General features: G+C 72.0%; 19 protein-coding genes. 8 read left to right on the forward strand and 11 right to left on the reverse strand.

The window, feature by feature from the left end:
* Window positions 1-17: 17 nt before the first annotated feature.
* A complete protein-coding gene (locus ACFYW1_RS36820; RefSeq protein ID WP_389003733.1) occupies window positions 18-878 on the reverse strand; it encodes a hypothetical protein in 861 nt (286 codons plus the stop codon).
* A 33-nt stretch (window positions 879-911) separates the two neighbouring features.
* A complete protein-coding gene (locus ACFYW1_RS36825; RefSeq protein WP_389003736.1) occupies window positions 912-2,210 on the reverse strand; it encodes a tryptophan 2,3-dioxygenase in 1,299 nt (432 codons plus the stop codon).
* A gap of 322 nt (window positions 2,211-2,532) precedes the next feature.
* Between ACFYW1_RS36825 and ACFYW1_RS36830 the strand changes: the two genes are divergently transcribed.
* From ACFYW1_RS36830 to ACFYW1_RS36845, 4 genes are all read left to right on the forward strand, one after another.
* The gene (locus tag ACFYW1_RS36830; protein WP_389003739.1) at window positions 2,533-3,372 is read left to right on the forward strand and encodes an NmrA family NAD(P)-binding protein; all 840 of its coding nucleotides are present in this window, start codon (window positions 2,533-2,535) and stop codon (window positions 3,370-3,372) included.
* Window positions 3,373-3,516: 144 nt separating this feature from the next.
* Window positions 3,517-4,179 (forward strand): hemerythrin domain-containing protein, encoded by a 663-nt coding sequence (locus ACFYW1_RS36835; RefSeq protein WP_389003742.1) that lies wholly within the window; start codon window positions 3,517-3,519, stop codon window positions 4,177-4,179.
* Window positions 4,180-4,220: 41 nt separating this feature from the next.
* Entirely contained in the window at window positions 4,221-4,706 is a 486-nt protein-coding gene (locus ACFYW1_RS36840) for a DUF1772 domain-containing protein (RefSeq protein ID WP_389003745.1), read from the forward strand.
* A gap of 95 nt (window positions 4,707-4,801) precedes the next feature.
* Window positions 4,802-5,794, forward strand: a complete 993-nt coding sequence (locus tag ACFYW1_RS36845; protein ID WP_389003748.1) for an AraC family transcriptional regulator — start codon at window positions 4,802-4,804, stop codon at window positions 5,792-5,794.
* Window positions 5,795-5,796: 2 nt separating this feature from the next.
* Here the strand turns inward: ACFYW1_RS36845 and ACFYW1_RS36850 are convergent, their stop codons facing one another.
* The 6 genes from ACFYW1_RS36850 to ACFYW1_RS36875 form a co-directional block, all read right to left on the reverse strand.
* Complete coding sequence (locus ACFYW1_RS36850) at window positions 5,797-6,378, reverse strand: hypothetical protein (protein WP_389003751.1); 582 nt, start codon at window positions 6,376-6,378, stop codon at window positions 5,797-5,799.
* A 111-nt stretch (window positions 6,379-6,489) separates the two neighbouring features.
* Window positions 6,490-7,314: an alpha/beta fold hydrolase gene (locus ACFYW1_RS36855; RefSeq protein ID WP_389003754.1), complete on the reverse strand. Its 825-nt coding sequence runs from the start codon at window positions 7,312-7,314 to the stop codon at window positions 6,490-6,492.
* The gene (locus ACFYW1_RS36860) at window positions 7,311-7,787 is read right to left on the reverse strand and encodes an SRPBCC family protein (protein ID WP_187438811.1); all 477 of its coding nucleotides are present in this window, start codon (window positions 7,785-7,787) and stop codon (window positions 7,311-7,313) included. Before ACFYW1_RS36860 ends, ACFYW1_RS36855 begins: the two co-directional genes overlap by 4 nt.
* Complete coding sequence (locus tag ACFYW1_RS36865) at window positions 7,787-9,286, reverse strand: FAD-binding protein (RefSeq protein ID WP_389003758.1); 1,500 nt, start codon at window positions 9,284-9,286, stop codon at window positions 7,787-7,789. Before ACFYW1_RS36865 ends, ACFYW1_RS36860 begins: the two co-directional genes overlap by 1 nt.
* Window positions 9,287-9,305: 19 nt before the next feature.
* A complete protein-coding gene (locus tag ACFYW1_RS36870) occupies window positions 9,306-10,874 on the reverse strand; it encodes a flavin-containing monooxygenase (protein WP_389003761.1) in 1,569 nt (522 codons plus the stop codon).
* A gap of 10 nt (window positions 10,875-10,884) precedes the next feature.
* Entirely contained in the window at window positions 10,885-11,763 is an 879-nt protein-coding gene (locus tag ACFYW1_RS36875; protein ID WP_376448551.1) for a class I SAM-dependent methyltransferase, read from the reverse strand.
* A 173-nt stretch (window positions 11,764-11,936) separates the two neighbouring features.
* Between ACFYW1_RS36875 and ACFYW1_RS36880 the strand changes: the two genes are divergently transcribed.
* The 3 genes from ACFYW1_RS36880 to ACFYW1_RS36890 are packed head-to-tail and all read left to right on the forward strand — an operon-like array spanning window position 11,937 to window position 13,933.
* Window positions 11,937-12,185 carry a hypothetical protein gene (locus ACFYW1_RS36880; RefSeq protein WP_389003765.1) on the forward strand — a complete coding sequence of 83 codons (249 nt, stop codon included), beginning with the start codon at window positions 11,937-11,939 and terminating at the stop codon, window positions 12,183-12,185.
* A 12-nt stretch (window positions 12,186-12,197) separates the two neighbouring features.
* Window positions 12,198-13,184, forward strand: a complete 987-nt coding sequence (locus ACFYW1_RS36885; RefSeq protein ID WP_389003768.1) for a 3-oxoacyl-ACP synthase III family protein — start codon at window positions 12,198-12,200, stop codon at window positions 13,182-13,184.
* Window positions 13,181-13,933: an SDR family NAD(P)-dependent oxidoreductase gene (locus tag ACFYW1_RS36890; protein ID WP_389003771.1), complete on the forward strand. Its 753-nt coding sequence runs from the start codon at window positions 13,181-13,183 to the stop codon at window positions 13,931-13,933. Before ACFYW1_RS36885 ends, ACFYW1_RS36890 begins: the two co-directional genes overlap by 4 nt.
* A 145-nt stretch (window positions 13,934-14,078) precedes the next feature.
* On the opposite strand, the gene ACFYW1_RS36895 is transcribed toward ACFYW1_RS36890, so the two are convergent.
* The 3 genes from ACFYW1_RS36895 to ACFYW1_RS36905 all read right to left on the reverse strand — a co-directional run bounded on the left by ACFYW1_RS36895 (window position 14,079) and on the right by ACFYW1_RS36905 (window position 15,521).
* On the reverse strand, window positions 14,079-14,414 hold the full coding sequence (locus ACFYW1_RS36895) for a hypothetical protein (RefSeq protein WP_389003774.1): 336 nt from the start codon (window positions 14,412-14,414) through the stop codon (window positions 14,079-14,081).
* Between the two features lie 28 nt (window positions 14,415-14,442).
* Complete coding sequence (locus ACFYW1_RS36900) at window positions 14,443-14,802, reverse strand: peptidase inhibitor family I36 protein (protein WP_389003777.1); 360 nt, start codon at window positions 14,800-14,802, stop codon at window positions 14,443-14,445.
* A gap of 293 nt (window positions 14,803-15,095) precedes the next feature.
* Window positions 15,096-15,521 (reverse strand): CBS domain-containing protein, encoded by a 426-nt coding sequence (locus ACFYW1_RS36905; protein WP_389003780.1) that lies wholly within the window; start codon window positions 15,519-15,521, stop codon window positions 15,096-15,098.
* Window positions 15,522-16,063: 542 nt separating this feature from the next.
* Here ACFYW1_RS36905 and ACFYW1_RS36910 point away from each other — a divergent pair.
* The gene (locus ACFYW1_RS36910; RefSeq protein ID WP_389003783.1) at window positions 16,064-19,420 is read left to right on the forward strand and encodes a molybdopterin-dependent oxidoreductase; all 3,357 of its coding nucleotides are present in this window, start codon (window positions 16,064-16,066) and stop codon (window positions 19,418-19,420) included.
* Window positions 19,421-19,710: the final 290 nt, after the last annotated feature.

Genomic DNA, 19,710 nt, shown 5'->3' on the forward strand with positions numbered 1-19,710 from the left:
GGGGGTCTCCTTCGGGATCAGGACGCCGCTTCAGCGGGAACGGCGGGGACGAATCGTCGGTAGGTGGCGTCCACGGCATCCCACAGCTGCGGGAAGAGCGTGCGCTCGGACATCCGGACGAGGCTGACGGTGGACTCCCCGCGCAGGCTCGTGGGCATGGCGGGACAGGTCCGGCCGCCCACCGAGTGCGGCTCGGCCTCGGGATGGCCGCCCAACTGCCCCCACACCATGCGCAGATGGAGCTGCTTCCAGTCCCCGATCGCCCCGTCCAGCCGCATCAGGCCCTGCCGCACCAGCGCGAGATCGACCGCGGCCCGCTCGTGCCCGGCGGGCCGGACGAGCCGGCCCTGCGCCGTGATCAGCTCCTCGATGGTGAGCCCGGCACGCTCCAGCGCCCGGGTGAAGGCCCGCCACAACGGCTGCGCCGCGCGGCGCAGGTTGCGGGCACCGGGGGAGTCCAGCCCCGTGGTGTTCTCGGGGAAGGTGTCGCGCATGGTGAGCAGACCGGTCTGCGGCAGGTACTCCACCAGGGTGTTCAGCGCCTGCACCGGTATCCGGCCCAGCGAGGCGGCGCGCTCCAGCACCTGCGTGGCCAGCAGTGGGTCGTCGTCGTCCAGCAGGGCCACCGCACGGCCCATCTCGAAGTGCATCGCGGCCCACGCGTACTCCGTGATCAGGTGCACGGACTGGAACAGCCGCTGGTCGGGGTGGACGAGCTGGTTCTCGGGAAGCAGCGCGGACAGCGCGGTGGTGAGCCGGGTGTCCTCCTCGTAGTTGCTGCCCCGGTCGTACTCGTAGACGAGCTGCGGGTCCGCGGCATCCGGGTTCAGGGCGCGGCGCGCGGTGCCCGGTCGTCCGGTGGTGGCTCTCTTGCTCATGGGCTTCGGTGTCCTCCGGTTCGCAGATCGTGGTCAGCCGACGGCCGGCTGCTTCTCCATGGCGGGGAAAAGCCGTTGGGAGATCACCGACGCCAGGTAGGGCACGCCCTCCGTGGCACCGGTGCCGGTCCGGGTGCCGATCATCCGCACGGCCAGCCGGTAGTGGGTCTGCTTCCATCGCTGGTGCACCGCCTCCAGTTGCAGGGCCGCGGCCCGTACCGCCGCGGCGTCGGGCTCGGTGAGCCAGCCACTGGAGATCACGTCCTCCCAGGTGCCCTGCACGGTCTCCCGGCCGGCCAGCACCTCGTCGCGTACGTCTGGAACAGAGAGGAACGCGGACGAGTCCAGCCTCGCTCGAGCCGGGGTGGAGCAGTACGACTCGAAGGTCTTGTAACCCTCGGACTGGATGGCGCTCGCACCCTCCGTGAACTGCCGGAACAGCCGGAACGACTCGGGCTGCATGGTGGCGAGCAACGAGAACAGCGGCAGCGACTCGCGCAGTACGTCGGCGACCGCGGCGATCAACGCGGCGGCGTCGCCCGGCTGTTCGGCGCGCAGCGTGCGCACCGCCTCGTCCAGCGTCGCCGACATGAAGGCGAACGTGGCCTCGAACGACTGGAGCACCCGCAGGAAGAGGTACTCGTCGTGCAGCACGTACACCGGCTGGACGCTGGTGCGCAGCAGCAGCCGCTCCCCGGCGGTGGCGGTGCGCAGCACGGCGTCCGCGAGTTCACCGGCCGGTGAGCGGCCCGGTGTCGCGGCGACGGCGACGGGGTCGACGGCCCCGTCCAGCGCCCGCAGCGCGGCCGGCTCCATGACCCGGACCGCGAGCCGCAGCCGCTTGTTCAGGAGCAGGGCGTCCGGGAGCATCCCCTGCGGATCGCACGGGGTGCCGTCCAGGACGAGGCGCTCGAAGCCGATCAGGTCGGCGAGCAGCAGGAGCACCGTGCGGTCGCGGTGCCGGCGCAGCACCTCCCAGCCCGCCCGGTCGCCCGGCGCGCCCCGGCGCAGCAGTGCCAGGGCCGTGTAGCTGGGGTAGTCGTAGCGGTCGTCGAACTTGTCCAGGAGAACGTCGAGGAAGGGCCCGGCATGGGCGTCCCGGACGCCCGCGACGCCACCCGTGTCTGCCGGGACGCCTCCGGCGTCGCCCGCGTCCGCTTCGAGGAGCAGGGTGCGGCATTCGGCCAGGAGCGACAGGAGCTCCTCGTCGAGGAAGTGCTTTCCCACGGCACGCAGACGGTCGATGACGCCGTCGTACGGAAATTCCTCCGCCCCTCCGGAACCGCACCAGTCGGAGAGTTCGTGCCGGAGCGCTGTGTCGGTCGCTGTCATCTCGTTTCTCCTTGGGCCCGGCAGTGGATGGTTCGAGATTCGACGGAGCCCCTGGAAGAACGCTCAAGTCTCGCTCCACAACGGACCGGGATCCGCCGGAGCCCGCCCCGCCCGCCCCCCGGTCGGACGGCCGCGACCACAACGGCGGTGGGGGAACGGTCGAGAACGGGTCCGGACCGGTGGCCGCCGCGCCCGCCGCCGCCTACGGTGGGGCGCCTCGGACACGCCGTTCCTCCGCAGGGCCGAAGAGCTGGACGCCCGCGTATGGAGTTGAGCGTTGTGGCTATGGCCCGTCTCATCGGACTGGAGTTGACTGATCGGCATGACGAACACGCGGAACGGACAGACGACCGAGACGAAGACGACCCTGGTGATCGGCGGCACCGGAAAGACCGGACGCCGGGTCGCGGAGCGGCTCACCGGACGGGGGCTGCCGGTGCGGGTGGGTTCGCGCAACGGCGAACCGCCCTTCGACTGGGAGAACCCCGGCACCTGGGAGGCGGCGCTGGACGGCGTCGGGGCCGTCTACGTCACCTACTACCCCGACCTCGCCTTCCCGGGCGCCGCCGAGGCCGTCGGCGCCTTCTCCGAACTCGCCGTGAAGAAGGGCGCGCGCCGCCTGGTGCTGCTCTCCGGACGCGGGGAGGAGGGCGCGGTCATCAGCGAGGACAAGCTCAAGGAGTCCGGCGCCGACTGGACCGTCGTACGGGCCAACTGGTTCAACCAGAACTTCAACGAGAGCTTCTTCCTGGAGCCCGTCCTCTCCGGCGAGCTCGCGCTGCCCACCGCCGACGCCGTGGAGCCGTTCGTCGACGCCGACGACATCGCCGACGTCGTCACCGCCGCCCTCACCGACGACAAGCACATCGGCCGGACCTACGAACTGTCCGGCCCCCGGCTGCTCAGCTTCCACGACGTGGCCGCCGAACTGTCGAAGGCCACCGGCCGGGAGATCACCTACATCCCGGTCGAACTCGACGACTACCGGGCGGTCCTGAGGGAGAACGGGCTGCCGGTCGAGTTCGCCGACCTGTTCGGCCTGATCCTCGACGGACGCAACGCCAGCGTCGTCCACGGCGTGGAGGAGGCCCTCGGCCGCAAGCCGCGGGACTTCTCCGACTTCGCGAGGGACGCCGCCGCCACCGGCGTCTGGAACGCCTGAGAACCGGTCCGGGAACCCCGGTGCCACGGCCCCGGAGCCCGTCGGACACCCGGCGGACTCCCGGCCGCGGCACCGGACCCCGTACCACGCACCGCCCGCACCACGAGCACGGCCCGATCCGCACGAGAGGCCCAGGAGGCGACCATGAGCGGCACCATGTCCAGCGAGCGTCTGGACACCCTGCCCGGACACTTCCACGGCTTCGCGCTCATGCACGTGGCGATGCGCCGCGACGCGCGACGGCTGACGGCCGCCGCGCCCCGGCTCGCCGCCGCCGGACCGGACCCCGCCGTCGCCGAATGGTGGCGACGGCTGCGCGACGTCATCGACTGGCACCACCACAGCGAGGACGAACTGCTCTGGCCCGAACTGCTGCGCCGGCTGCCCGGTGCCGAGGACGTCGCCCGGGCACTGGACGGGGACCACGCCGAACTGGACGCGGCGATGGACGGGGTGGGCGCCGCCCTGCGGCCGGGCGCCGACCCGGCGGCGGTGACCCCGGCGGCCACCCGGTTCGACGAGGTCCTGCACCGACACCTCGCGGCCGAGGAGAAGGTCGTCTTCCCGCTCTTCGCCCGCCTCGACGCCCGGGACTACCTGGCACTGGAACAGCGCCTGGTGCGCACCGCGCCGCGGGGCGTCCTCACGTACCTCCCGCCGTGGATGTTCGACGGCGCGGAACCACGGTCCGTGTCCCTGGTCGCGGCGACGATGCCGCCACCGGTGCGCCTTTTGGGCCGTACGGTGCTCAGGCGCCGCTACGAGCGCGGACTCGCCGCGATCACCACCCCCGGCCGACGGAACTGATCGTCCCGCCGACCCACGGAACCGACGGAAGGAACCCCGCCATGTCCACGGCAGCCCAGCCCGCGCTCACCGCCGCCACCATCGCCATGGGGCTCAGCGCGGGGCTGTACTTCGCCTTCGACGTCTCCGTGATGCCGGGACTGGACCGGGGCGACGACCGGACGTACCTCACCGCGATGAACCACATCAACGAGGCCATCGAGAACGGCCTGTTCGGCCTCGTCTTCATCGGCGCCTTCCTCGCCACGGCCGTCGCCGGCGGACAGCTCCGGCGCATCGGCCGGCGCACCGCGGCCCGGTGGACCTGGGCGGCGCTCGGCTTCTACACCACCGCGCTCGCGCTGACGGCCACGGTCAACATCCCCCTCAACCGGCGCCTCGCCGCATCCGGCCGCACCGCCGGTGAACTCGCCGAACTGCGAAGGGCGTTCGCCTCCACCTGGGTGCGGTCCAACGCGGCCCGTACACTCGCCTGCACGGCGGCCCTGGTCTGTCTGGGCCGCGCCCTGGCCTCGTCCCGGCCCTGATCCCGGCCCCGACAGGCCCCCGAGCCGCGCCCGCCCTCCGGCCATCCCCCGTCCGGAGGGCGGGCGCCATCCTCCCGGAACGGACGGATCACCCCATGGACGTGCTCACCGGCCTCCTGGAGGGGCCCAAGGCGCGCGGCGCCTTCCTGCTCAAGTCCGTCTTCAACCCGCCCTGGTCGCTGCGCGTCGAGGACCGTGCCCCGATCTCCCTGGTCACCATGGTCCACGGCGACGCCTGGGTGATTCCCGACCGAGGCGTCCCGGCCCGCATCGGCCCCGGCGACGTCGCGGTGCTGCGCGGCCCCGACCCGTACACCATCGCCGACGCCCCGGATACTCCCGTCCAGGTCACCGTCGGCCCCGAACAGCGGTGCAGCACCACCGACGGCGAGGACGTCACCGACACCATGGCCCTGGGGGTCCGCACCTGGGGCGATCCGATCGGCCAGGGCTCGGCGGTCATGCTCAGCGGCACCTACCAGGCGCCCAGCGAGATCGGCCGCCGCCTGCTCAACGCCCTGCCCGCCCTCCTGGTCCGCCCCGCCGCCCTCGACGACACCCCGCTCGTGCCCCTGCTGGCCGAGGAGATCGGCCGCGACGCGCCGGGCCAGGAACTGGTCCTGGACCGCCTGCTCGACCTGCTCTTCGTCAACGTGCTGCGCACCTGGCTCGCCGAACCGGACGCCGGGGCGCCCGCCTGGTACCGCGCCCAGTCCGACCCGGTCGTGGGCCCCGCCCTGCGGCTCCTGCACGAGAACCCGGCCCGCGCCTGGACGGTGGAGTCGCTGGCCCGCAAGGTCGGCGTCTCCCGGGCGGGCCTGGCCCGCCGCTTCAGCGAGGTCGTGGGGGAGCCGCCGATGACGTACCTGGCCGGCTGGCGGCTCGCCCTGGCCGCCGACCTGCTGCGCGAACCCGACGCCACCGTGGCCACGGTGGCCCGTCAGGTCGGCTACAGCAGCGCGTTCGCGCTGAGCGCGGCCTTCAAACGGGTACGGGGGATGAGCCCGCAGGAGTACCGCACGAACGGCGCCTCGCGGGACGTGCAGCCCTCGACGGTCCCCTCACGGACGGTCGTGCTGGGCGGCTGACATCACACGGGCGACACCGTCCGCCGCTCGGCCCGGAAGCGGCGGACGGCCAGCACGACGCCCAGCACGGCCCCCGTCCAGACCACGGCCTCGGCCAGCACGATCGACGGGGTCAGGGTGAGGTGCGGCCGGGGCGGCATCACGACCATCTGCGCGGCGGCGCCCAGCGGAACCGTCAGCGCCGCGCACAGGCCGACCGGTCCGGGCCGCCGGACGGCCGCTCCCACCGCGCCGAGGACCGGCCCGAACAGCAGCGCCGCCGCCGTCCAATAGGTCATGGCGGACTCGGCGTCCGCGACGTAGGCGTCCGTCAGGTAGTACGCCGCCGTGGCGGCGATCAGCGACAGCGTCCCGGCCAGCGCGCCCCGGAGCAGGGTTCCGGCCAGCAGGCCCGCCGCCACCGCCAGCGCGGCCCAGGCCCAGCCCGCGTCCAGCAGCAGACTGAGCACCTTGGCGGTCTTTCCCCCGGGCGTGCCCCTGAGCGGCGCCCCGATCTCCGTGTACGGCGACGAGAGCGCGTTGACGAGCGAGGTGACGGCCCCGAAACCCGCCCCGGCGGCGAGACTCCCCAGAGTGATCTTCATACCGGGAGGGTATCCAGTGCGCCGCGACGCCCTCCCCGGACGGGCAACGCACGTGCGGGCGCCGGGTCGTGGGACGTCCTCACGACCCGGCGCCCGCGGTGCGGGAGCCGTTCACACCAGTTCCCGCACCGCCCGCACGACCGCGTCCGGAGCCTCCAGGGGCAGCATGTGCCCCACGGAACCCAGCTCCTCGAACCGGGCCCCCGGCAGGGCGTCCGCCACCGCGCGGCCCAGCGCCGGGGCGATCACCCGGTCGCCCTCGCCCGCCAGCACGACCGCCGGGATCCGGACGTTCCCGAGCGCCTCGCGCAGATCCATGCCGCGCGAGGAGCGGAACGCGTCCGCCCGCACCCGGGGCGAAGTGGCCGCGAACATCTGCCGGTTGACCTCCATGGCCCGCGGGTCGGCCCGCTTGCCCATGGTCTGCCCCAGCAGCCTGCGGCCCAGCGCCGGCCGGGACAGCGCCCTGGAGAACAGCGCGCTGCCCATCATCCGCACCTCGCCGTCCGGGGTGTCCTGGCCGTGCGCCGCCGTGCCCAGCAGCACCAGGCCCTTCAGTGCACGCGCCCCCGAGGAGACGTACGACAGGGCCGCGAAGCCGCCGCCGGAATGGCCCACGACCACCGCGTCGGAGGCGTCCACCCGGTCGATGACGGTGTCCAGGTCCTCGCCGAGACGGGCGATGCCGAACGGCTCGCGGCCCGGCACCGAGGCGCCGTGCCCGCGCTGGTCGTACAGCACGACCCGGTGGCCCTCCCGGATCAGCCGGTCCGCCACCGTGCCCCACACCCGCCGGGACGCCGCCCAGCCGTGGGCCAGGACCACGGTGGTGCCCGACGGGGTGCCGAGGGGGGCCAGGACGGTGAGCGCGAGCAGGCCCCCGTCACTCGTGTACGCCGCCGTCTCCGCGACCGGTGCGGTCGCGACCGCGGTCACGCCCGCTCCTTCGCCAGCACCCGGTTCAGCGACACGAACGCGGCGCTCGTCGCCCGCGAGTGCTCCGCGCCGATGTCGGCGACCCTGGCGAGCATCCGCAGCCAGCCGTGCGGACGGCCCCGGAAGTGCATCCCGATCCGGGTCCGGGCGCCGTCGTCCACCGGGTCGAGAACGAAGTCGCTCACACCCCGGAAGGCCCCGTCGACGTACTCGACCGACAGCCGCCGCCCCGGCTCCACCGCCGTCGTGCGCGCGGTGAACCGCAGTTTGGGACCGCCCTTGTCGACGCCCTTGGTGTGCACCGTGACCGCGACCTCGCCGCCCACCACGTCCGGCTCGCCGGACGAGACCGCGAAGGTGTTGGCCGGCACCCACCAGCGCTCCCCGCCGCGGAACTCGGCGAGCAGCGCGTCCCAGACGGCCTCCCGGGGCGCGTCGACGACCGCCTCGTCGATCAGGTCGTAACTCGTCATCAGCCCGTCCCTCCGCCGAAGAATCCCTGACCCGGGGTGAGGACGCCCGACGGGTCGTAGCGTCGCTTCGCCCGGCAGAAACCGTCCCAGCGGGCCCCGAAGTGCGCCTTCCAGTCGGCCGTCGTCATCCCCGGCACCGCACCGACCAGGTACCGCTTGCCGCCCATCGCCACGGCCTTGTCGTACAGCCGGCGGTTCTGGTCCAGCATCGCCCGGATGCCGGTCTCACCCGGGTTGGGGAACCGCAACAGGTCGAAGAGGTAGCCGACCGGCTCGCCCGGCTGCACCGCGAGCGGCCGGGTCACCTTGCGCGTGTAGTACGGGTAGAAGAGCAGGAACCCGCCGCCGAGGCTGTCCGCGGTCAGCTCCTTCTCGACGATCTCCATGAACGCCCTGGTCTTCGAGGCGGGCAGGAACAGGCTCAGCCAGGGCTTGGGCTGGTACCAGTGGCCGCTCTCCTTGAGGTACGCCTCGTAGCCGTCGAGCCGGAACATGTAGTCCCGGTAGCCGACGTCCTCGATCACCGCCTCGGCGCGGCTGTCGCGCAGTCCCGACAGCAGCTTCGCCCGGTCGGGGACGGCAGTGCCCGAGTAGTTGGCGGCGACCTCCATCTTGTAGCGCCAGCCCGAGTCGTCGGACCTGCGCAGCGTCTCGCCGGCCTGGACGTGGAAGCGGTTCTCCGCCATCACCTTCTCGCTGTCCGCGAGATAGGTCGCCAGGTCGTCGTAGAAGAGGCTGAAGACCACCGACCGTTCGGGGGCCGGTACCAGCCGCACCCTGGCGCGCAGGATGATCGCGGTCTGGCCGCCGCCCGACAGCACCGAGTCGAACAGGTCGGCGCAGGACGACGGGGAGACGGTGAGCAGGTCGCCGTTGCCGGTCACGACGTCCAGCGACTGGACCGTGTCGCACAGCAGGCCGTACTTCTGCACGGTGCCGCCGATGCCGCCGATGGACAGCGTCCCGCCGATCGACAGGTGCATGTAGTCGGGCAGCGCGGGCGGCGTCAGCCCCGACTTCAGCGCGGCGTCCGTCAGTTGGCCCCAGGTGACGCCCGCCTCCACCACCGCGCTGGTCGAGTCGATGCTGATGATCTTCGACCTGGAGCGGGCGTCTATGGAGATGCCGCCGGCGGGCACGGACGCCTGGCCGTAGACCGAGTGCGACTCCTGGTCGGTCCCGGTGCCGCCCTGCCCGTTCACGGCGATCTTCAGGCCGTTCGTCCGGGCGTAGCAGACCATTCTGGCGACGTCCCGGTCGGAGCCGGGGCGCAGCACCGCCCAGGGGGCCGAGCCCTTCAGCCGGCCGAAGTCCTGGCGGAAGCGCTCCAGGTCGGCGGCCGAGGTGGTCAGTGTGCCGTCGAGGGTGGGCACCGGCGCGACGGACGCGCCGCCGGACACCTCGGCCGCGGTGGCCCACGACTGGCTCGCGGCGCTCCATCCGACGACCGCGGCCGTGATGCCGCCCAGCACCTTGCGCCGCGAGAGCGTGGTGTTCATCTGCGTTCCTCTCCTTCGGCTATGCGTGGTCAAGGGTGGGTCTGCCGGCCCCGACGGAGGTGGCGAGCCGGTACTCGGCCAGGTCGAAGCGGCGGGTGCGGCGGCGGAACCGCCAGGTGTACGTGGGCCAGATCGACGGGTTGCGCCCGTGCTCGTCGAGGTACCAGCTCCGGCAGTTCCCGGCGTTCCACACGGTCCCGTCGAGGCGCCCCTGCACCTCCTCGTTCCAGGCCCGCTGGGCCTCCTCGCGGACCTCGACACTGGCCAGGCCGCGCCGCTCCATGTGCTTCAGGGCGTCCAGGACGTAACCGATCTGCGCCTCGATCATCACGACCTGGGACGAGTGCCCGAGGGTGGTGTTGGGGCCCAGGAGCAGGAACAGGTTGGGGAAACCGGCGACCGTCGTGCCGCGGTGCGCCGCCATGCCGTGCTCGCGCCACACGTCGCGCAGCAGCCGGCCGTCGCGGCCCGTGATGCGTCCGGCGACCGGGCGGTCGGTGGCCTTGAACCCGGTGCCGAGGATGATCGTGTCGACGACGCGTTCGGTGCCGTCGGCCGTGACGACCGACTTGGCGCGCACCTCGGTGATGGCGTCGGTGACCAGGTCCACGTTGGGCTGCTGGATCGCCGGGTACCAGGTGTTGGAGAACAGCAGCCGCTTGCACGCCATGACGTAGTCGGGCGTGAGCCGGGCGCGCAGCGCCTCGTCCGGCACGGACTTGACCAGGTGGTCGCTGGCCATCTTCTGCATCTTCCCGGCGACCTTGGGCCGCTTCATGACGAAGGCCAGGATCTCGCGGCCCCACATGTTGAAGTTGCGCCGGAAGTTCTGGTAGCCGGGAACCTTGTGCAGCAGCTTCGACTGCAGCGCACTGGTCGGCTTGTCGTTCTTCGGGCCGATCCACGCCGGGGTGCGCTGGTACAGGTCGAGCCGCCCCACCTCGGGCTGGATCTTCGGTACGAACTGGATGGCGGAGGCGCCCGTGCCGATGACGGCGACGTTGCGGCCCTTCAGGTCGTGGCCGTGGTCCCAGCGCGAGGAGTGGAACACCGTGCCCTCGAAGTCGCCGAGCCCGGGGATGTCCGGGTACGCGGCCTCGGAGAGGTAGCCGGTGCCCGAGACCAGCACCTGGGCGGTGTAGTCGCCCTGCGAGGTCTCGATGTACCAGCGCCGGGTCGGTTCGTCCCAGCGGGCGGAGAGCAGTTCGTGGTTGAACCGGATGTGGGGGCGGACCCCGAACCGGTCGGCCACGTCCCGCAGGTAGGCGAGCAGCTCCTCCTGCTTGCCGAAGGTGGACTTCCAGCCCGGGTTCTGCGCGAACGAGAAGGAGTACAGGTGGGACATCACGTCGCAGGCGGCGCCCGGGTAGGTGTTGTCCCGCCAGGTCCCGCCCACCTCGTCGGCCCGTTCGAAGACCAGGAAGTCGTCGGTTCCGCCGCGCAGCAGGCGGATCGCCATGCCCAGTCCGGAGAAGCCGCTGCCGATCACGGCGACCCGCAGGTGCCGGGTGGGTCCGCCGCCGCCCGGCCGGGACGCCGCGGGTGCGGCGACGCCGTCGTCGCGCGCGGGTTCGAGAATGCTCGTCACGTCGGCCTCCTCAGCGTCGCGCGATGGTGACGCGGAAGTTGTTGAAGAACTTGTCTTCCAGCGTGTAGGCGAAGATGTCCAGGTAGCGCTCGAAGCGGGCCACGACCTCCTCGCCCTCCAGGGCGACGGCCTCGTCCCGGCGGGCGGCCAGCAGCTTCAGCCAGGCACGGCAGGCGACGGCGAACGACTCGCGCTCGTTGACGATCTCGACGACGTCGAAGAGCCCCTCGGCGGCCTGCGTCAGCTCGTGCAGGTGCGGGATGTGGCAGTTCTCGAACTCGGAGCGCTGGAGGAACTTCAGGTCGTCGAGCAGCTGCCGGTTCATCGGCAGGGCCTCGGCGGTCATGGTGTGCAGGACGAACCGGCCCCCCGGCTTCAGCGCCGCGCCCACCTTGTTGAAGAACACCCGGTACTTCTTGGTGCGCTCGCGCGGCGGCAGCGTGGAGGAGACGAAGTGCTCCAGCGCGTTGATGCAGAACGCCGCGTCGTACGGGTCGTCGGTGACGTGGTCCTCCCACGACTCGACCCGGGTGGTGATCCTGGGGTTGTCCAGGCCGGCGATGAACTGTTCCTGGGTGCGGCTGAGGGTGAGGCCGACGGCCTGCTCCACGCCGTGCACGGTGGTCAGCCGGTTGAGCATGGTGCCCCAGCCGCAGCCCACGTCCAGCACCCGGCGGGCGCCGGCGGCTCCCGCGAGTTCGACGAACGTGTCGAGCTTGCGCTCCTGGGCCTCGTCGAGGGCCTCGGTCAGGCCCTCTCCCTCCTCCCAGTACCCACCGGAATACATCATGGTCGGGCCCAGCAGGAGGCGGTAGAAGTCGTTGCTCACCTCGTAGTGGTGCCTGATTGCGTCGACCTCGGGGACCGACCTGTCTGCGACCGTCGTCATTCTTCGTCAACTCCTGTCCGGCGTACGGGTGTTGCAGACGAGAAAACCGGGTCGCTCGCAACAGATGTGCAAGACGGCGCCCGGGGCCCCGTGTTGCGCACGCGTTGCGTGGGCCGGGATTCGATTCCTTCCGAACGACCGAGCCCCGCGAGAGAGGACCGCACATCATGTCCATGCCCACCATTGAAGAACTGGCGAGCCAGCTCGAAGCCGTCTCCGGCGCAGAGAAGGTCGACCCGGACCACCCGCTCCAGCACATCGCGGACGTGGACTCGCTGGACCTGATGGAGTGGCTGTACGGGTTCCAGAACAGGTACCCGGACATCCCCGCCGACGAGTCGCTGTTCGCCGACATCGACGACACGACCACCCTGCGCGTCGTCCACGAGCGCATCCTCGCGCTCGTGCCGGCGCGGGCCTGAGCGGGGCCGCCCGTGAACGGCTTCGACATCACCGGGTGGGGCATGTCCGTACCCGAACGCGTCGTCTCCAGCACGGAGCTGGCGCAGCGCTTCGGCGTCGACGAGCACTGGATCGTCAGCCGGTGCGGGATCCGTGAGCGCCGGGCCGTCGGACCGGGCCAGACGACCGCCTCCCTGGCTGTCGAGGCCGGCCGGCGAGCCCTGGAGAAGGCCGGGCTGAGCGGCGGCGACATCGCACATCTGATCGTCGCCACCGCCACGCCCGAGCAGCCCTCCCCGGCCACGTCCGCGTTCGTCCACCACGAACTCGGCATCGCCGGCAGCGCGCACGACGTCAACTCCGAGTGCGCGGGGTTCGTGTACGGACTGGTCCAGGCCATGGCGCTGATCAAGATCGACCCCCGGCCCATCCTGCTGATCGGTTCCGACACCCACACCCTGACCGCCAACCCGGCCGACCGGGACCTGTCGATCCTCGTCGGCGACGGCGCGGGCGCCGTGGTGCTCCAGCCGGCGGACCGGGACCGGGTCCTGGCCTGGAACCTGGGCGCGGACGGCAGTTGCACCGGCAGCCTCAAGGTGCTGGCGGGCGGCAGCCGGATGCCCACCACCGAGGAGACCGTCCGCCAGGGGCTGCACTACGCGCAGATCAACGGCAACGAGATCTACCTCAACGCCGTGCGTTACACGGTGCGCACGGTGCGGGAGACCCTGAAGGAGGCGAAGGTCGAGGCGGCCGACGTGCACCACGTCATCCCGCACCAGGCCAACATCAGGATCATCAACTCCATCCTCGGCCACACCGGTCTGCGGCCGGAGGCCCTGGTCACCAATCTGCACAAGTACGGGAACACGGCGTCCGCGTCAATTCCCATCGCACTGACCGAAGCCCTGGACGAGGGCCGGATCGAGGACGGCGACCTGGTGCTGCTGGCCGGCTTCGGCGCGGGCATGACCTGGGGATCGGTCCTCCTGGAGTGGGGCGGAGGAGACAGTTGAGCGCAAAACCGGTGGGAACCCGGCCACAGCGGCCGGTCGCCCTGGTCACGGGCGCGTCCGGCGGACTCGGCCAGGCCCTGGCGATCGAGCTGGACGCCCTCGGCTGCCGGGTCGCGGTCCACTACAACAGCTCCGAGGAGCGGGCCCGGGCCGTGCAGGACAAGCTGACGAACGACTCGATCGTGGTCACCGGGGACGTCGGCTCGTACGAGGCCGTCACCGCGATGTACCGGGAGATCGGGGAGCGGCTCGGCCCCGTGGACGTGCTCGTCAACAACGGCGCGATCCGCAAGGACGCGCTGATGGCGATGCAGTCGCCGGCGGACTGGGCCCAGGTGATCCAGACGAATCTGATCGGTTCGTTCCACACCGCCCGGGCGGCCGTCCCGCACATGCTGCGGCAGCGGTGGGGAAGGGTCGTCAACGTGGTCTCGCCGTCCGGTCTGATCGCGACCGCGGGCCAGACGGCGTACTCCGCGTCGAAGGCGGGCCTGATCGGCTTCACCCGCACCCTGGCCGCCGAGTGCGGCCGACGCGGGGTCACCGTCAACGCCCTGTCCCCGGGATTCATGATCACGGGCATGACGGAGAGCCTGCCCGACCGGGTGAAGGAGAGCATGGAGGAGAAGGCCCCCGTGCCGCGCTTCGTGACGGTGGAGGAGGTGGCCCGCAGTGCGGGTCTGTTCCTCGACCAGGACTGCATGACGGGGCAGGTCATCAGCATCGACAGCGGGGTCTCCATCACCTGACCCCGTACGCGGGGCAGGGGCCCGGGCCCCCGGCGGCGTCCGGGGACCGTGGTGGCAACACGGCCGGGTCCACCGGCCCCGAGCGGTTCACGCAGGCGCCCGGCCGGGCTCTCCCGGCCGGGCGCCTGCGCGTGGGCGGGCGCGGTCAGTTCTCCCGGATGAAGCAGTCCGAGACGTAGCCCTCCACACCCGTTCTGTTGTTGTGGACGTACGTCCAGTGGTCCTTGACCTGGCCGTCGGGGCACCGCACCTCGTCGGCGCCCGTGCTCTGGCCACCCATCCAGGTGTACCCGTCGCCCGGATTGCCGTGCCCCCGGACCGGTGAGTCGAGCTTGTAACTGCTGTGAATGCGGACCCCGGTGGCGGTGAAGTCGCCCTGCGGGGGATCCGCGGCGATCGCCGGTACCGAGGCGGACAGGACGCCCAGCAGGGCCAGCGCCGCCGCGGAGGCCCGGACGGCGGTGGAACGTGCGATGTTCATGGTGCTGTCTCCTTCTCGGGTGGGGGTTTCACTGCCGCCGCAGCGAGGAGTAACTGTCTTCCCAGGTCATGTGGCTGAGCTGGATCGGTTCGGTCTCGTCCCCCCACAGCGTGTAGATGCGCTCCCGGTAGTTCGGCAGGTCGAAGACGTCCCAGTTGGCCCCGGTCCGGTTCCAGTAGGCCGAGGTGTTGTTGTCGATGGCCTGCTGGGCGAGATCGGGCGAACCCGAGGCGAAATGGGCCATCGTCCCCGTGCCGTCGGCATTGGCGAACAGGCACAGGCGCGCCGCTGGGCAACGCTCGAAGCCGCCGGCCCGGGTGGGCGGGGCAGCCGCGCCGAGCGTGCCGATCAGGGCGCAGACGGCAAGAAGGACAGCGCATTTGCGCATGGTGGAACCCCTGGGTGTCGGTTGCGCGGCCGACCGGAATCCGGATGGCCGCCACTGTCACTCAAAGGTACGACTCGAACACTTTCCGTAACAGGCGCATCGGGTGGGTTCGGAAGCGCGCCCTCTGCCGGGAGTGCGCTCCACGCCCCCTGCGCGACTCGCGCGCACATGCCCTTCGGGGGCTCGGGGGCTCGGGGGCTCGGAAGGTCGGGAGCTCGAAGGTTCAGGGGGTCGGGGCGCTCGGGCGCTCGGGGTGCTCGGGCGGAACCGGGGGCGTCGCCCCTCGGCGGACGTCATCGGCCTCGCGCCCCGGCCGCGCGTTCCTCGGCCCGGGCCCGTACCCCGGCGTCGGAGCAGAAGCCGAGCCCCGAGCTCTTCAGGCAGAGCAGGCCCACCAGCCGGCCGCCCTCGGCGGTGACGGCCACCCTCCGGCGCCCCGCGGCGACCATCGCGTCCCAGGTCTCGCGCAGCCCGGCGGACGGCGCGACCACCCGGTCGCCGAGCCGTCCCGCCGGGGCGACCGCCTCGTGGTCCTCCCGCCCCGCCAGGTCGGCCCGCTCGACGACCGCGATCAGCACGCCGTCGTCGACCACCAGCAGGGCGTGCACCTTGTCGTTCCCGAAGAGCTCCCGCGCCTGCCCGACCGTCGTCGACGGAGGGGAGGTCTTGGGGAAGGTGTGCATCGAGTCCGCGACGGCGGTGCCCCTCCCGGTACTCATCGGGGCGGTCCCCCTCGCCCGGACCGGCGTCCGTCGCGTGCGGCGGTGCTCATCGGGGCGCCTTCCGTCGCTCTACTTCGGCCGGGTGCAGCCGCACGCCGTCCCCCGGTTCTGGAGGGCCTGCAGTGCACAGGCGGCGAGACAGTGGAGAACGGCCCGCCCGGCCTGGGACGTGACCGCGGCGGCAATGGCCGAGCGGAGTTTCGGTGCCTGCGTTCGTTCCATGGCTTCGGACATGCGGCGAGCTCCCTGCGTATACGGACGGGAGGTATGTTCCCCGATGCAGTCTACATACCCCTGGGTGGTATCCAGGCTGGCTGAAACATTCTCCTTCATCCGCTCCTTGTCGGTCGAGTCGTGATCAAAATCTTGCAGCATTACCCCCAGGGGGTGTACTCCTTGATACCCCATCAGGGTATCCAGGAGTGTGGGGGAGCCGTCCGGGACCGAGCCCGGCCCCGGACGAGCCGAACCGAATCCTCCGCACCGCTCCGGCCCACCGGATCCCGGTGCCCGACCACGACCAGGGGAGACGGCGGACGATGACCGAGGCACGTGGCTACTGCACCCTCTGCAAGTCACGCTGTGGCGCGATCTACACCATCGAATCGGGAGCCATGGTCGGCGTGCGCCCGGACCCGGACCACCCCACGGGCGCGGCGCTGTGCCCCAAGGGGCGGGCGGCCCCCGAACTCGTGCACAGCCCGGCCCGTCTCACCCGTCCGCTGCGCCGCACCACACCGCGAACCGACCCCGATCCCAAGTGGCGGGAGATCGGCTGGGAGGAGGCGATGACGGAGATCAGCAGCCGGCTCGCGGAATTCCGGGACACCACGGGGCCGGAGTCCGTCGCCTTCTCGGTGACCTCGGCCAGTGGCACGCCGATGAGCGACGCCCTCGAATGGGTGGAGCGGTTCGTCCACCTCTATGGCAGTCCGAACATCTCCTACTCGACCGAGATCTGCAACTGGCACAAGGACTTCGCCCACGCCTTCACCTTCGGCAGCGCCCAGCCCGCACCCGACTTCCCGCACACCGACCTGACCGTGATGTGGGGGCACAATCCCGCCAAGACCTGGCTGTCCCGGTCGGTGGCCCTGGCCGAGGCACGCGCACGGGGCGCCCGCCTCGCGGTCGTCGACCCGCGCCGGACGGCCGCCGCGATGCAGGCCGACCACTGGCTGCGGGTGCGGCCGGGCACCGACGGCGCCCTCGCCCTCGGACTGGCCGACCTCGTGCTGCGTCGCCACGGCGGCGACCAGGAGTTCCTGAGGGCCTGGACCAACGGGCCGCTGCTGGTGCGCGACGACGACGGCCGCTTCCTGAGGGCCGACGAGCTGACCCCCGACGGCGTCGGCCACGTGGTGTGGGACGAGCAGGGCGGCCGGCCCGAGCCCTACGACACCACCCGGGCCGCCCCCGCCCCGCAGCGGTTCGCCCTGCGCGGCACCCACCGGGTCCGCACCCGCTCCGGAACGGTCACCTGCCGGCCCGCGTTCCAGCACTACCTCGACGCCGCGGCGGCCTGGCCGCTGGCACGCACGGCCTCGGTGACCGGGGTGGACCCCGACACGCTCATCGCGTTCGCCGACGACCTGGCCACCTCGCGCGCGGTCAGCTACGCAACATGGACCGGAGTCGGCCAGCACGTGGACGCGACGCAGACCGAACGCGCCATCGCCACCCTGTACGCGCTCACCGGCTGTCACGACGCCCCCGGCGGGAACGTCGTCCTGCCGCAGCAACCGACCACCAAGGTGTCCCTGCCGCCCGTGCCCGAACAGGCGGCGAAGACACTGGGACTTGCCGAACACCCCCTCGGCCCCCCGGCGTCCGGCTGGATCTCCGCGCGGGCCCTGTGCAGGGCGATCACCGAGGGGGAGCCGTACCGCGTACGGGCCCTGGTCTCCTTCGGCGGCAACCTGTTGCTGTCGCAGCCCGACCCGGTGCGCACCGCCGAGGCCCTGCGCCGGCTCGAATTCGGCGTGCACATCGACCTGTTCGAGAACCCCACCGCCCGGTTCGCCGACATCCTCCTGCCCGCCAACACCCCCTGGGAGCGGGAAGGACTGCGCGCGGGCTTCGAGATCTCGCAGCAGGCCCAGCAGCGCGTGCAACTGCGCCCCCGCATGCTCGACCCGCTCGGCGAATCCCGCTCCGACCTCGACATCGCCTTCGACCTCGCCTGCCGCCTCGGTCTCGGGGACGAGTTCTTCGGCGGCGACATCCAGGCGGCCTGGAACCACCAGCTCGAACCCCTCGGCCTCACCGTGGACGACCTGCGCGCGGCCCCCGGTGGCGTGGACGTGCCGTTGCCGATGCGGTACCGGAAGTACGCCGGGACCACGCCCGACGGGCGGGTCACCGGATTCGCCACCCCGACCGGGCGGGTGGAGCTGTACTCACAACGGCTGCTCGACCACGGCTACTCCCCGGTGCCCGAGGTCGACGGCCCGTCCACCGACCCCGACTTCCCACTGACACTGAGCTGCGCCAAGAACGGGTACTTCTGCCACAGCCAGCAACGTGGACTGGCGTCACTGCGCAAACGCTCACCCGAACCCCTCGTCGAGATCGGCGAACGGGTCGCCGCGGACCGGGGCATCACCGACGGCGACATGGTGGAGATCACGACCCGCAACGCCGCCGTGCGGATGCGCGCCCGGGTGGACCCCGGCCTGCACCCCGAGACCGTGGTTGCCGAGTACGGGTGGTGGCAGAGCACTCCCGACCTGGCACTGCCCGGATCGGACCCGCTGGCCGACGGCGGACAGAACTACAACCTGCTCGTCGGCGACACCGCACACGACCCGATCAGCGGCTCGGCACCGCTGCGCTCGACGGCCTGCGACGTCCGCCGGACACCGACCGGAACATGGTCCGGCCCGCGCGAGTTCGTCGTCGAGGCGTCCGAGGAAGTGACCGAAGGCGTAAGGGAGTTGCTGCTCCGCCCGGCCGACGGCGGTCCGCTCCCGGAGTTCCGCCCCGGCCAGCACGTCACCGTCGCCGACGCCGGTTCCCCCGACATCACCCGGGCGTACTCGCTGACCGGCGCGGCCCGGGGCGACGACCTCGCGACGTACCGGCTGGCCGTCCGGCGGATCGAGGGCGGCGCGTTCTCCCCGCTCGTGCACCGCGGCCTCACCGCCGGGGCCCGGGTACGGGTGACCGCCCCTTCCGGCCTGTTCGCCATCCCGGTCGACCACGACCAGCCGGTGGTGCTGATCGCGGCAGGCGTCGGCATCACCCCCTTCCTCGGCCACCTCGAAACGCTCGGGGTCACCGGCGGTTCGGTCCCCGAGGTGGTCCTGCACTACGGCAACCGCAACAACAGGACCCACGCGTTCGCGGACCGGCTGAGGGAACTGGCCGGGGCGATACCGCAGTTGACGGTGATCGACCACTACAGCCGCCCGGCGGCCGAGGACGTGGAAGGAGTGCACTACTCGGTCCGCGGCCGGATCACCGCCGACGCGGTCGACGAGGAACTGATCCGCCGCCGCGCCCGCTTCTACCTGTGCGGGCCCCAGGAGATGATCGACGACGTCACCGCCGGACTGAAGGCGCGCGGAGTCCCGGGCTTCGACATCTTCGCCGAGAGGTTCCAGGTCGCCCCACGGAACGTCGAGGTCCCGGCGGACGCCACCGCGACCGTGCGCTTCGCACGCTCGGAACGCGAACTGACCTGGACCCGGGCGGACGGCACCCTGCTCGAACTCGGCGAGAAGGCAGGGCTGAAGCTGCCGAACGGCTGCCGCCTGGGACAGTGCGAGAGCTGCGCCGTCACCGTCCTGGACGGACAGGTCGCCCACCTGGTGGCCCCGGCCGAGGACCTGCCCGACGACCAGGTGCTGACCTGCCGGGCGGTGCCGGTCACGGACGTCGTGCTCGACATCTGAGACCGGCCCCGTTCCGGGTGGCGGGGGGGGGGGGCCCCGGCCGCGCCCCCCCCCCCCCGGGGGGCGGGGGGGGGGCGGGCGCCCCCGCCCCGGGCAAACAACCGGGTCGGCCCGACCGCCGCAGACACCGCGCGCCCCCCCCGCTGGAAGAGTTACTCGTCGTGAAGCACGAACACCGGGGGGCCGGGGGTGCGCAGCCCCCGCCGCCCCCGGGGGGTGGGGGTGCGCAGCCGGGCGGCCGCGTGTCCCCCGGCCGGTCCGCGGCCCGGTGTCGCGGCGACGGCGACGGG

Origin of the sequence: Streptomyces sp. NPDC002669, from assembly GCF_042889165.1 — a bacterium.
In the GTDB taxonomy this organism is placed as follows: domain Bacteria; phylum Actinomycetota; class Actinomycetes; order Streptomycetales; family Streptomycetaceae; genus Streptomyces.

What these genes read in the sequence shown, in the direction of transcription:
- ACFYW1_RS36900 (WP_389003777.1), bottom strand. Translation starts at nt 14,802, where the DNA reads ATGCGCAAATGCGCTGTCCTTCTTGCCGTCTGCGCCCTGATCGGCACG.
- ACFYW1_RS36865 (WP_389003758.1), bottom strand. Translation starts at nt 9,286, where the DNA reads ATGAACACCACGCTCTCGCGGCGCAAGGTGCTGGGCGGCATCACGGCC.
- ACFYW1_RS36905 (WP_389003780.1), bottom strand. Translation starts at nt 15,521, where the DNA reads ATGAGTACCGGGAGGGGCACCGCCGTCGCGGACTCGATGCACACCTTC.
- ACFYW1_RS36840 (WP_389003745.1), top strand. Translation starts at nt 4,221, where the DNA reads ATGTCCACGGCAGCCCAGCCCGCGCTCACCGCCGCCACCATCGCCATG.
- ACFYW1_RS36850 (WP_389003751.1), bottom strand. Translation starts at nt 6,378, where the DNA reads ATGAAGATCACTCTGGGGAGTCTCGCCGCCGGGGCGGGTTTCGGGGCC.
- ACFYW1_RS36820 (WP_389003733.1), bottom strand. Translation starts at nt 878, where the DNA reads ATGAGCAAGAGAGCCACCACCGGACGACCGGGCACCGCGCGCCGCGCC.
- ACFYW1_RS36875 (WP_376448551.1), bottom strand. Translation starts at nt 11,763, where the DNA reads ATGACGACGGTCGCAGACAGGTCGGTCCCCGAGGTCGACGCAATCAGG.
- ACFYW1_RS36830 (WP_389003739.1), top strand. Translation starts at nt 2,533, where the DNA reads ATGACGAACACGCGGAACGGACAGACGACCGAGACGAAGACGACCCTG.
- ACFYW1_RS36880 (WP_389003765.1), top strand. Translation starts at nt 11,937, where the DNA reads ATGCCCACCATTGAAGAACTGGCGAGCCAGCTCGAAGCCGTCTCCGGC.
- ACFYW1_RS36860 (WP_187438811.1), bottom strand. Translation starts at nt 7,787, where the DNA reads ATGACGAGTTACGACCTGATCGACGAGGCGGTCGTCGACGCGCCCCGG.
- ACFYW1_RS36825 (WP_389003736.1), bottom strand. Translation starts at nt 2,210, where the DNA reads ATGACAGCGACCGACACAGCGCTCCGGCACGAACTCTCCGACTGGTGC.
- ACFYW1_RS36895 (WP_389003774.1), bottom strand. Translation starts at nt 14,414, where the DNA reads ATGAACATCGCACGTTCCACCGCCGTCCGGGCCTCCGCGGCGGCGCTG.
- ACFYW1_RS36845 (WP_389003748.1), top strand. Translation starts at nt 4,802, where the DNA reads ATGGACGTGCTCACCGGCCTCCTGGAGGGGCCCAAGGCGCGCGGCGCC.
- ACFYW1_RS36910 (WP_389003783.1), top strand. Translation starts at nt 16,064, where the DNA reads ATGACCGAGGCACGTGGCTACTGCACCCTCTGCAAGTCACGCTGTGGC.
- ACFYW1_RS36835 (WP_389003742.1), top strand. Translation starts at nt 3,517, where the DNA reads ATGAGCGGCACCATGTCCAGCGAGCGTCTGGACACCCTGCCCGGACAC.